The organism is Actinomadura bangladeshensis (genome assembly GCF_004348335.1).
In the GTDB taxonomy this organism is placed as follows: Bacteria; Actinomycetota; Actinomycetes; order Streptosporangiales; family Streptosporangiaceae; genus Spirillospora; species Spirillospora bangladeshensis.
In genome coordinates this window covers 1-11,613 of record NZ_SMJW01000244.1, presented here as the reverse complement: position 1 = coordinate 11,613, position 11,613 = coordinate 1, and the positions used below count along the sequence as shown (strand labels likewise).

Annotated in this window: 12 protein-coding genes; 10 read left to right on the top strand and 2 right to left on the bottom strand. The window is 73.7% G+C overall.

Going from position 1 to position 11,613, the window contains the following annotated elements; translation table 11 throughout:
* Positions 1–64 precede the first annotated feature (64 nt).
* The 8 genes from E1284_RS32585 (at position 65) to E1284_RS32550 (ending at position 6,923) form a co-directional block, all read left to right on the top strand.
* Entirely contained in the window at positions 65–700 is a 636-nt protein-coding gene (locus E1284_RS32585) for a hypothetical protein (protein WP_131944003.1), read from the top strand.
* Positions 697–1,185, top strand: a complete 489-nt coding sequence (locus E1284_RS32580; protein WP_131944002.1) for a hypothetical protein — start codon at positions 697–699, stop codon at positions 1,183–1,185. The genes E1284_RS32585 and E1284_RS32580 overlap by 4 nt, the downstream gene beginning before the upstream one ends.
* A 10-nt stretch (positions 1,186–1,195) precedes the next feature.
* Positions 1,196–1,705, top strand: a complete 510-nt coding sequence (locus E1284_RS32575) for a hypothetical protein (protein WP_131944001.1) — start codon at positions 1,196–1,198, stop codon at positions 1,703–1,705.
* A complete protein-coding gene (locus E1284_RS32570) occupies positions 1,702–2,235 on the top strand; it encodes a hypothetical protein (protein ID WP_131944000.1) in 534 nt (177 codons plus the stop codon). Before E1284_RS32575 ends, E1284_RS32570 begins: the two co-directional genes overlap by 4 nt.
* Before the next feature lie 213 nt (positions 2,236–2,448).
* On the top strand, positions 2,449–3,675 hold the full coding sequence (locus E1284_RS32565) for a helix-turn-helix domain-containing protein (protein ID WP_243714884.1): 1,227 nt from the start codon (positions 2,449–2,451) through the stop codon (positions 3,673–3,675).
* Positions 3,676–3,796: 121 nt separating this feature from the next.
* Positions 3,797–5,503 (top strand): FAD-dependent oxidoreductase, encoded by a 1,707-nt coding sequence (locus E1284_RS32560; protein ID WP_131943998.1) that lies wholly within the window; start codon positions 3,797–3,799, stop codon positions 5,501–5,503.
* Between the two features lie 26 nt (positions 5,504–5,529).
* Complete coding sequence (locus E1284_RS32555) at positions 5,530–5,892, top strand: PadR family transcriptional regulator (protein WP_243714883.1); 363 nt, start codon at positions 5,530–5,532, stop codon at positions 5,890–5,892.
* On the top strand, positions 5,889–6,923 hold the full coding sequence (locus E1284_RS32550; RefSeq protein ID WP_131943997.1) for a hypothetical protein: 1,035 nt from the start codon (positions 5,889–5,891) through the stop codon (positions 6,921–6,923). The genes E1284_RS32555 and E1284_RS32550 overlap by 4 nt, the downstream gene beginning before the upstream one ends.
* Positions 6,924–7,022: 99 nt before the next feature.
* Here E1284_RS32550 and E1284_RS32545 read toward each other — a convergent pair whose 3' ends face one another.
* Positions 7,023–8,246: a coiled-coil domain-containing protein gene (locus tag E1284_RS32545; protein WP_131943996.1), complete on the bottom strand. Its 1,224-nt coding sequence runs from the start codon at positions 8,244–8,246 to the stop codon at positions 7,023–7,025.
* 156 nt (positions 8,247–8,402) lie between these two features.
* Here E1284_RS32545 and E1284_RS32540 point away from each other — a divergent pair, with 156 nt between their 5' ends.
* Both E1284_RS32540 and katG read left to right on the top strand, forming a co-directional pair.
* The gene (locus E1284_RS32540) at positions 8,403–8,834 is read left to right on the top strand and encodes a Fur family transcriptional regulator (RefSeq protein WP_279433098.1); all 432 of its coding nucleotides are present in this window, start codon (positions 8,403–8,405) and stop codon (positions 8,832–8,834) included.
* Positions 8,827–11,028 (top strand): catalase/peroxidase HPI, encoded by a 2,202-nt coding sequence (katG, locus tag E1284_RS32535; RefSeq protein ID WP_131943995.1) that lies wholly within the window; start codon positions 8,827–8,829, stop codon positions 11,026–11,028. Before E1284_RS32540 ends, katG begins: the two co-directional genes overlap by 8 nt.
* 51 nt (positions 11,029–11,079) lie before the next feature.
* Here katG and E1284_RS32530 read toward each other — a convergent pair whose 3' ends face one another.
* Positions 11,080–11,499 (bottom strand): Fur family transcriptional regulator, encoded by a 420-nt coding sequence (locus E1284_RS32530; RefSeq protein ID WP_131943994.1) that lies wholly within the window; start codon positions 11,497–11,499, stop codon positions 11,080–11,082.
* Between the last annotated feature and the right edge of the window lie 114 nt (positions 11,500–11,613).

Genomic DNA, 11,613 nt, shown 5'->3' with positions numbered 1-11,613 from the left:
TCCCCGGCGTCCCCGGCGGCCCCCGCGACATTCGCGGACTCCTCGGCCTCCAGGGAGGGCGCTGATGCGCGCGTCCATCAAGCAGAGAGCACGCCGTACTTCGGCGAGCAGCGAACGGAGAACGGGGCGCGAGCCGTCCCCGCGGCGCGGCAAGCACTTCGCCGACACGGGGACAGGAGAGCGGGGCGCGACCAAGCGGCGTGGGCGGGGAATGGTCGGCTGGGCGCTGGTGGTCGCTGCCGTGGTGTTCCTCGGGTGGTCGTCCTGGGCGGTCTGGCAGGACGGTTCCGGCGAGCAGAGCGGTCCCGACCGTACTCGCGACGTCGTGCTGAACAGTGCGCGGCAGCAGATCTCGGCGCTGAACACCATGGATCCCGCGCAGGTGGACGCGGGGCTGCGGGCGTGGCTGGACGCGTCCACCGGGCCCCTTCGGGAGCAGCTCGAACGGGACGCCGCGCAGAACCGCGTGAAGATCGGGCGGTCGACGACCAGCGCCGCGGCGACCGTGACCGGGGTCGCCGTCACCTCGCTCGACGTCCGGGCGGGCAAGGCGAAGGTCATCGCGTCCGTGCAGGTGAAGCTCACTTTGCGGGGCGGTTCGCCGACGCTCCAGCGCAAGCGGTTCGAGGCCGGGACGGCGCGCACGGCGTCCGGGTGGAGGCTCGAATCGGTCACCGCGATACCGGCGGGTGCGCGATGAAGCGGCTGCTCGTGATCGCGCTCGCCATCACCGTGCTCGCGCTGGCCCTCCGTCCCGCCGCCGGGCTGCTGCGCGAGGACGCGAACCCGCAGGACGAGGCCGTGCTGGACGATGTCGCGACGACCGAGGTCATCGGCGCCGTGTCGACCGCGCTCGGGAAGGTGTTCACCTACGGGCCGGACGACGTCGCCGCCGCCGAGCAGGCCGCGAACAGTGACCTGTCCGGCGCCGCGCTCACGCAGTACCGGCGGCTGTTCGGGCAGGTGAAGCGGCAGGCGCCGGCGCAGCGCGTCACGCTCACCACGCGCGTCGTCCGCGCGGGGGTCGTCTCGCTGAGCGGCGACACCGCGCGGCTGCTCGTCTTCCTCGACCAGACCGCCACGCGCGCCGGGAAGGCCGCCGGCACGCCCGCCGCCGCGCAGCTCATGGTGACCGCGCACCGCGACCGCGGCCACTGGTCGATCACCGGACTGGCGTCCGCGTGAGGGGTGAACCATGATCGACGATACGTTGCAGCGGACGGCGACCGCCCTCCTCGTCCTCGCCGCGCTCTTCGCCGCCTGGGCCGGATGGTCCTGGTACGCGGCGGCGCACGACGACGGCTACGCCTACTCCCGGACGCGCGAGGAGGTCCTGCAGGCGGGGGAGCAGGCCGTCCAGAACCTCAACACGCTCGACTACCGCGACCTCGGGCCCGGCCTGAGCACGTGGCGGGACTCCACCACCGGCGACCTCTACCGTCAGATCACGCAGGGCCGCGCCGCGTTCGAGGAGCAGGTGAAGAAGGCGCGGACGATCACCAGCGCCCGCATCCTGGACGCCGCCGTCGCCGAGCTGGACGAGCGCTCCGGCAAGGCCCGCATCCTCGTCGCGGTCGAGATCACCGTGACGCCGCCGGACGGCGACCCCGTCACCAAGCAGAGCCGCCTCGTCGGCAAGGTCACCAGGACTCCGGCGGGCTGGAAGCTCAGCGAGCTGGGGCAGGCACCGGCGGAGGCGATGTGAGCGCCGCGAGACTGCGCGCCGAGGCGACGTCTCCGATCGCGCTCGGCGTCGTCGCCGTCCTGCTCGCCGTGTTCGGCGCGTGGGCGCTGAACCGGGCGGACGCCGTGCGGGACGACCCGTCCGTCCGCAACACGGCCCTCACCGACGGCGCCGCGACCAGCGAGGTCAAGGGCGCCGTCGCGGACATGGTCGGCAAGCTCTTCTCGTACGACTACACCGACCCCGCACGCACGCGGAAGGCCGCGAGCGCCGCGCTGACCGGCGATGCCGTGCGGCAGTACGAGGAGGTCTTCGCGAAGGTGCGGGACGAGGCGCCGAAGGCGAAGACCGTCCTCGGCACGCGCGTCACCGACAGCGCCGTCACCGCGCTGACCGGCGACCGCGCCGCCGTGCTCGTCTTCGCCGACCAGCAGACCACCCGGACGAGCGACGGCACGAGCACCCACGCCCCGGCGATGCTCACCGTCACCGCCGTCCGTCGCGCCGGCAGGTGGAAGATCGCGGCACTCGACACGTTCACCGCCCGCTGACCGGGCATTCCGCGAATCGGCTTGGCGCGGTCCATGAGGCGTCCGGGCAAAAAGAAATGGCGAACATGCGCGCTGCCTGGGCTTTTGTCAACTGACTCAATGAAACGCCGGCTAACAGGTTATTTCAGGGACAACCGCGATCGGAGGCCATCGGCAATCCTGGGGAAGCGCCCGCATCCCGGCGGGCGCTCGGGCAGGGGGGAATGGCGAGTGGTGGCCACGGCATTGGACGTCCGCGCGTTCGAGGAGGTGCCGGAGTGGGTGGCGCGGCGGCTGCGGCCGCACGCGGACCGCGCGGCGGACGAGCTGCTGACCGAGCTGCGCCGGGGCGACCCGCAGATCGGCGAGCAGGAGGCCGGGCGGGCGCGGGCCGGGGTCGCCGCCGGGATCCGGCACTTCTGCGACCTCGTCGAGGACCCGGACGCCGGCTGGGAGCGGGTCTCGGCGTTCTACCTGCGGGTCGGGCGGCGGCTGGCGCGCGACGGCCGCGACCCCGTGGAGACGCACCAGGCGCTGCGCCAGTCGGCGTGCGTCGCGTGGCGGACGCTCGGGGACCTCGACCTCGACCGCGCCGTGCTCGGCCTCGTCATGGACGCCCAGTTCAGCTACATGGACGCGGTCGCCGAGGTGATCGCCGCCGGGTACGCGGCCGAGGCCGCCGCCCGCGCGCGGCGGCGGCTCGCGCCGGTCGTGCGGCGGCGCCGGGCCCGGCTGCTGCACCTGCTGCTCGCCGAGCCGCCCGCCGCCCCCGACCACCTCGCCGCGGTCGCCGCGGAGGCGCGCTGGGCGCTGCCGGACGCGGTCGCCGCGGCGGCCGTCCGGCGGCGCCGGGACGGTGCCCCGCCCTGCGAACCGCCGGGCGAGCTCCCGGGCGATCTCCCCGGCGACCTGCTGGCCGACCTCGGCGCGCCGGAACCCTGCCTGGTCATCCCCGACCCGGACCGGGCCGGCCGCGGCCGGCTGCCCGCGGCGCTGCTGCGCGACTGGGTGGTCGCGGTCGGCCCGGCGGTGCCGGTCGCGCGGGCCGCCGACTCGCTGCGCTGGGCGCGCGAGACGCTCGCGCTCGCCGTCCGCGGCGTCATCTCCGACGGCGGGCTGATCCGCAGCGCCGAGCACGTCCCGGTGCTGGTGATCTCGCGGGCCGGGGAGCTGATCGACGACGCGGCGGCGACCCGGCTGGCGCCGCTGGAGGCCGTCCCGCCGGCCCGCCGGGAAAGGCTCGCCGAAACGCTGCTGGCATTGCTGGAGCACAATTTCAACGCCGCCGACGCGAGTCGCCGGCTTCGTGTTCACCCGCAGACCGTCCGTTACCGGCTGCGCCATTTGCAGGACCTTTTCGGGGACGAGTTGCGCGACCCCAGGCGCTGCCTGGAAATGGAGCTGTTCCTGCATGCGCGCCTGGTCAACCGCGCCGCCGCCGGCGGGGCGGGCGCCCACTGACCCGCCTTTATCACCCGACTGACAAAAGCGTGGCCGGATCGTTGCGCCGCCTGCATGGCGGACGGCACGGCGGAGGGCCACACTCGGGGCCCTCGTTGTCCAGCGACGAAGGTGGTGTGCGATGTCCGGTGACGCCGACGACTTCGACGTGATCGTGGTGGGCTCGGGGTTCGGCGGCAGCGTGTCGGCGCTGCGGCTGGCCGAGAAGGGCTACCGCGTCGCCGTGATCGAGGCCGGCCGCCGCTTCGACGAGGACACGCTGCCGAAGACGTCGTGGCGCCTGCGCAAGTACGTGTGGGCTCCGCGCCTCGGCATGCGCGGGATCCAGCGCGTCCACCTGGTGGGCGGCAAGGCCGGCGTCCTGGTACTGGCGGGCGCGGGCGTCGGCGGCGGCTCGCTCGTCTACGCCAACACCCTCTACGTCCCGCCGGAGCCGTTCTTCAAGGACCGCCAGTGGGGCCACATCACCGACTGGCAGGACGAGCTCAAGCCGTTCTACGACCAGGCGAGCCGCATGCTCGGCGTCACCGTGAACCCGCTGGTCACGCCCGCCGACGAGGCGATGAAGCGGGTCGCGGACCGGATGGGCGCCGGCGACACCTACCACCCGACCCCCGTCGGCGTGTTCTTCGGCGAGCGGCGGGGCGAGGACACCGACGACCCGTACTTCGGCGGCGCCGGCCCGCGCCGGACGACCTGCACCGCCTGCGGCTCCTGCATGATCGGCTGCAAGGTCGGCGCGAAGAACATGCTCACCAAGAACTACCTGTACCTGGCGGAGAAGGCGGGCGTGCGGGTCATCCCGGACACGACCGTCACCTCGCTCACGCCGCGCCCGGACGGCGGCTACGCGGTGGGCACCGAGCACACCGGCCCGTTCCGCAAGCGCCGCCGGACACTGACCGCCGAGCACGTCGTCCTCGCCGCCGGGACCTACGGGACGCAGCGGCTCCTGCACCGCATGCGCGCCGCCGGCCGCCTCCCGCACCTGTCGCCCCGCCTCGGCGAACTCACCCGCACCAACTCCGAGGCGCTGCTCGGCGTCGAGCGCATGACCGTGTGGCACCGCAAGAAGGACGTCGACCACAGCACCGGCCTCGCGATCACCTCGTCCTTCCACCCGGACGAGAAGACCCACATCGAACCCACCCGCTACGGCGCGGGCAACAACGCGATGGGTGTCATCCGCACCCTGCTGGTCGACGGCGGCGGCGCGCCCCGCTGGCTGAAGTTCCTCGGCCAGTCCGCCCGGCATCCGACGATCATCCTGCGCGGCCTGTCCCTCAAGGACTGGGCCAAGCGGACGGTGATCGCGCTCGTCATGCAGACCGCCGACAACTCGATCACCGTCGCGGAGAAGCGGAGCCGCCTCGGCCGCCGGAAGCTGGTCGCGCGGCAGGGCGACGGCGAGCCGAACCCCACCTGGATTCCCGTCGCGCACGACGCCGTCCGGATGCTCGCCGAGGAACTCGACGCCACCCCCGGCGGGACGTGGTTCGACCTGTTCAACATCCCGACGACCGCGCACTTTATCGGCGGCTGCGTCATCGGGGAGACCCCGGAGGACGGCGTGATCGACCCGTACCACCGCGTCCACGGGCACCCGGGCCTGCACATCGTGGACGGCTCGGCGGTCACCGCGAACCTCGGCGTCAACCCGTCGCTCACCATCACCGCCCAGGCCGAGCGCGCCATGGCGTTCTGGCCGAACCGCGGCGAGAAGGACCCGCGCCCGGCGCCGGGCGCCGCCTACCGGCGCGTCGACCCCGTCATGCCGGACCGGCCGGCCGTCCCCGCGGCCGCCCCCGCCGCGCTGCGGTTGCCATAGTCAGATGGTCGATATATAAAGATCGCATGTCCAAACCGATGCAGGAACCGACGTTCCTGATCCTCACCGCGCTCGCGGACGGACCCCAGCACGGGTACGGGATCATGTCCGACGTCGGAGAGATCTCCGCCGGGCGGACCCGGCTGCGCGCCGGCACCCTCTACGCCGCGCTGGACCGGCTGCAGGGCGAGGGGCTGATCGCCGCCGACCGCGAGGAGGTCGTGGACGGCCGGCTCCGCCGCTACTACCGGCTCACCGACGGCGGCGCCGCCGCGCTCGCCGCCGAGGTCGAGGCGCTGCACCGCCGCACGGAGATCGCCGCCCGCCGCCTCGCCGCCCGGCCGCGCCTCGGCGGCGGCGCCGCCCCGGCCCTCGGGGGGCTCGGATGAGCACGCTCGAAGACCGCTACCGGCGGCTGCTCGCCTGCTATCCGGCCGGCCACCGCGCGGAGCACGAGGACGAGATGCTGGACGTCCTGATGGCCGGGGCCCGTCCCGGGCAGGCGCGGCCGTCCCTCGCCGACACCGCCGACCTCCTCTACGGGGCGGTCCGGATCCGGGCGCGCCGCGCCGCCCGCGGCGGCACCGGATCGCCGTGGCCGGGTGCGCTCGCCGTGGCCGGTTTCCTGGCGATGCTCGTGCTCGTGGGGGACGGCCTGCGGTTCCTGCTCAACGTCCCGCACTCGGCGTCGATCATCGCCGAGCTGCTCGACGAGGGCAGGCCGCTGCCCGGCCAGCTCGCCTACCACTTCGGCACCGGGCCGTACTGGCTCGCGTGGGCGGTCATCGCGGCACTGGCCTGGCGCGGGCCGCGCCGGCTCGCCGCCCGCGCCGCGTGCGCGGTCACCGGCGCCCAGGCCGTCCTCGTGGTCTACGGGACGGCGCTCCCGGACGCGCCCGGCGCCTGGCGCGTGACCGCGCTGACGACCGTCCTGCCGTTCGCGCTGCTGGCGAGCGCGTCGCTGGTCGCGTCCCCCGGCCCCCGGCACGGCGCCCGCCTGCTCGGCCGCGCCCGCGTCGCCCTCGTCACGACCATGGCAGCCGTCGTGGCTGCGGTCATGTCGGAGCTGCTCTTCACGCTCGTCTACCAGGGCGACGTCGGCCCGATGAGGTTCGACGACGTCTACGGGCTGGTCGCGTTCTCGCAGAACTGGCAGTGGCTGCGCTTCGGCCTCGCCCTCGCGGCCGCCGTCGTCGGCGCCGCCGCGCTGGCGCGCACCCGGCAGGGCCGCCGCGCCTGCGCGCTCGTGGCGACCGGCGGCGCGCCGCTGCTCATCGCCGTCAGCCCCTACCACCCCGGGGTGACCGGCGACCTCCCGGCGACCGCCGTGCTGCTGGCGAAGTGCCTGCTCGGCTTCGCCCTGCCGATGCTCGCCGTCCGCCTCGCGGAACTTCCCGCCCGGCGGCGGGCGCCTGCGTAACGCTGTCCACCGACTGGGTCACCACGTCGTTGATCTGCGGCGTGTTGTTGTTTTCGCCGCGCTCATAACAACAACACGCCGCAGGTCAACGCAGCCGCGCTAGTCCTCGGGCTCCTCCGGGGACGGGCGGTGGGTCGCCTGGTGGACGCGGACGGCCAGGATCGCGCGGGCGAACCGGCCGGCGAGCTCGCCGTCCATCTCGTCCGGGACCTGGTCGACGCCGATCAGCCCGCCCGGCTTCGCGACGACCGCGGCGGAGTCGCCCACCCGCACGCCGCGGCCGTCGTCGAGGTCCTCCATGGACGGCAGGTCCAGCGCCGCCCGCAGCGTGTCCTGCAGCGCGCGGACGGTCGCGGCGTCGCGGTCGATGCGGACCTCGGCGGCGTCGGCCCGCTCCTCGGCGGCGTCCGCGCGCTGCTCGGCCCGGTCGGCGCGCGCCATCGCGGCGAGGATGCGGTCCTCGGCCGAGTCGGCGAGCTGCTCGGCGCGCTTGGCGCGGACGGCCTGCTCCTCCGCGCGTCCCGCGGCGGCGTTGCGCTCCACCGTCAGCCCGGCGACCTCGCCCTGGACGACGCTCAGCTCCGCCCGCAGCCGCCGCTCGGCGTCCGCGGCGGCCTCCAGCTTGGCGCGCGCCTCGGCCAGCTCGGCCCGCACGTCGGCGAGGTCGCCGCGCGCGGCGGCCAGCGCGCTCTGCTCGGCCGACAGCCGGGTCGCGAGGTCGTCGCGCTCGCGCTCGGCGTCGTCGCGGGCCTGGTGCTCGCTGCTCCACGCCGCCTCGGCGCGCTTGCGCAGCCCCTCGGCGTGCGCGGCCTCGTTCGCGGACGTGGCGCGGGCCTGCTGGTGGGCGCCCGCCTCCTTCCACGCGTTCGCCTCGCTCTCCTGCGCGGCCGCGAGGCTCGCCTTCGCGGCCGCGAGCGCCTTCTCGGACTCCGCGCGGACCTCGGCGGTCTCCTGCCGGGCCTCCTCGGCGCGGGCCTCGGCCGCCGCCGCGCGCGCGTCCGCGTCCAGCGACTGCTTCCGGGCGCCGCTCGCCTCGGCGAGGGCCCGCTCGGCGTCGTCGAGGACCTTGCGCACCTCGCCGTCCAGCCGGTCGCCCAGCGTCGCGGCCAGCGTGCCGAGCTGGGCCACCAGCCCGGAGAGCCGCTCGACCTCCCGGCCGAACGCGCGCACCGGCCCCGGATCGACCTCGGTACTCGCCGTCGTCTCGCGCTCCACGGCCACCTCCGCCGGTTCGTCCCGGCCGGACCCGCCGGAACCGTGGTCCGGCAGCTGGAGCGGCGCCGTGAGCAGGCTCTCGTCCGGGACCTCTTGATCTTCGCGCACGCGAGCATCCTAGTGAAACGTCCCCTTTTGCACCTCCCCCTCGCGCCCTCGAACCGCGGAACCGCCCGGCCCAAACTTGGGTGACTCCTTATCTTGACTCATTCAAGAAAATGAGCCAGTGTGTGTCGCGTGGCAATGCCCTTGGAGTTCCGGGAGATGCTGCGGGGGGCTCGCCTGCGGGTGACCCGGCCGCGGCTCGCGGTGCTGCGCGCGGTGCACGGGCACCCGCACGCCGACACCGACTCGCTCATCGGCGCCGTGCGCGAGGAACTGCCGGCGGTGTCCCACCAGGCCGTGTACGACTCGCTGCGCGTGCTGACCACGGCGGGGCTGGTGCGGCGCATCCAGCCCTCGGGCTCGGTGGCGCGCTACGAGTCGCGGACCGGCGACAACCACCACCACGTCGTCTGCCGGTCCTGCGGCGCCATCGCCGACGTCGACTGCGCCGTCGGCGAAGCCCCCTGCCTGACCGCCTCCGACGACCGGGGCTTCTCGATCGAGGAGGCCGAGGTCGTCTACTGGGGCCTGTGCCCCGCGTGCTCACCCGAACCGACCCCTGCTTCGTCCTGGAAGGAAGCACATGGCTGAGAACAACGAGAGCGCCGGCGGCTGCCCGGTCGTGCACAGCACGCGCGCCCCGCACCCCACCCAGGGCGGCGGCAACCGCGGCTGGTGGCCGAACCGGCTCAACCTGCGGGTCCTCGCCCCGCAGCCGTCCGAGACCAACCCCTACGGGGAGGAGTTCGACTACGCCGAGGCGTTCAACGGCCTCGACCTGCCCGCGGTGAAGGCCGACATCGCCGCGCTGCTCACCGACTCGCAGGACTGGTGGCCGGCCGACTTCGGCAACTACGGCCCGCTCATGGTCCGGATGGCCTGGCACAGCGCCGGCACCTACCGCATCCACGACGGCCGCGGCGGTGGCGGCAGCGGCCAGCAGCGCTTCGCGCCGCTCAACAGCTGGCCGGACAACGTCCTGCTCGACCGCGCCCGCCGCCTGCTCTGGCCGGTCAAGAAGAAGTACGGCAAGAGCCTCTCCTGGGCCGACCTCTACATCCTCGCCGGCAACGTCGCCCTCGAGTCGATGGGCTTCAAGACGTTCGGGTTCGGCGGCGGACGCGAGGACGTCTACGCCCCCGACGAGAACGTCTACTGGGGCCCCGAGCAGGAATGGCTCGCCGACGAGCGCTACACCGGCGACCGCGACCTGGAGAACCCGCTCGCCGCCGTGCAGATGGGCCTCATCTACGTCAACCCGGAGGGCCCGAACGGCAACCCGGACCCGATCGCCGCGGCCCGCGACATCCGCGAGACGTTCCGCCGGATGGCGATGAACGACGAGGAGACCGTCGCGCTGATCGCCGGCGGCCACACCTTCGGCAAGACCCACGGCGCCGACCCGCACGCCAACGTCGGCCCCGAGCCGGAGGCCGCCCCGCTGGAGCAGATGGGCCTCGGCTGGAAGGGCACCTACGGCACCGGCAAGGGCGACGACGCGATGGGCTCCGGCCTGGAGGTCACCTGGACCGACACGCCCACCACCTGGGACAACAGCTTCTGGGAGATCCTGTTCGGGTACGAGTGGGAGCTGTTCAAGAGCCCCGCGGGCGCCTGGCAGTGGCGGCCGAAGGACGGCGCCGGCGCCGGCACCATCCCGAAGGCCCACTCCGACGAGCGCACCCACCCGACGATGCTCACGACGGACCTGTCGCTGCGCTTCGACCCGATCTACGGGCCGATCTCGCAGCGGTTCAAGGACAACCCCGACGAGTTCGCCGACGCCTTCGCCCGCGCCTGGTACAAGCTGACGCACCGCGACATGGGCCCGGTCGTCCGCTACCTCGGCCCGGAGGTCCCGGACGAGGAGCTCATCTGGCAGGACCCGGTGCCCGCCGTCGACCACGAGCTCGTCGACGACGCGGACATCGCCGACCTCAAGCAGCGGGTCCTCGCCACCGGCCTGTCGGTGCAGCAGCTGGTCACCACCGCCTGGGCGTCGGCCGCGTCGTTCCGCGGCAGCGACAAGCGCGGCGGCGCCAACGGCGCCCGCATCCGCCTGGAGCCGCAGAGCGGGTGGGAGGTCAACGAGCCCGACGAGCTCGCGCAGGTGCTGCGCGCGCTGGAGGGCGTCCAGGAGGCGTTCAACTCCGCCCAGACCGGCGGCAAGAGGATCTCGATCGCCGACCTGATCGTCCTCGCCGGCTGCGCGGGCGTCGAGAAGGCCGCGAAGGACGCGGGCCACGACGTCACGGTGCCGTTCACGCCGGGACGCACCGACGCCTCGCAGGAGCAGACCGACGTCGAGTCGTTCGCCGAGATGGAGCCGACGCACGACGGGTTCCGCAACTACCTGGGCAAGGGCAACCGGCTGCCGGCCGAGTTCCTGCTCCTCGACCGGGCGCAGCTGCTGAACCTCACCGCGCCGGAGATGACGGTGCTCGTCGGCGGCCTGCGGGCCATCGGCACGAACCACCAGCAGTCCAAGCTGGGCGTGCTCACCGACCGGCCCGGCGCGCTGACCACCGACTTCTTCGTGAACATGCTCGACATGAACATCACGTGGGAGCCGACGTCCGAGGACGCCGAGACCTTCGAGGGCCGCGACGCCTCCGGCGAGGTCAGGTGGACCGGCAGCCGCGTCGACCTGCTGTTCGGCTCGAACTCCGAGCTGCGCGCGGTCGCCGAGGTCTACGGGGCCGACGACGCGAAGGAGAAGTTCGTGCGCGACTTCGTCGCCGCGTGGGACAAGGTGATGAACCTGGACCGCTTCGACCTCGCGTGATCCGCTCGTCCAGGCCGGTCCGGTTCCCGGGCCGGCCTGGACGCCGCCCCGTCACGGACGGCAGTTCGGGCACAGCCCCCAGAACGTGACATCGGCCTCGTCGACGAGGTAGCCGGCCTCGTCGACCGGCTCCAGGCAGGGCGCGTGCCCCACGACGCAGTCGACGTCCCGCATCGCCCCGCAGTCGCGGCAGACCAGGTGATGGTGGTTGTCGCCGACGCGCCCCTCGAACCGCGCCGGGCTGTCGCCCGGCTGGATGCGCCGCACGAGCCCCGCCGCCGTCAGCGCGTGCAGCGCCTCGTACACGGCCTGCAGTGACACGTGCCCCACCCGGTCGCGGACCCCGCCGGCGATCGTTTCGACGTCGAGGTGGTCCCCGGCCCGGACGGTCTCCAGCAGCGCGACACGGGCGGCCGTCACCCGCAGCCCGACACCGCGCAACTCGTCGGCGATGCCCTGCGACGCGGCCATGCCCCACCTCGAGACGCGCACGATTCCCGACAACGAATGACAAAAGTGTAGACGAGGCCACCTATCCCCTTGAAAAGGGGACACACCGCCAGGGCTGTCTCTTATACACAGCTG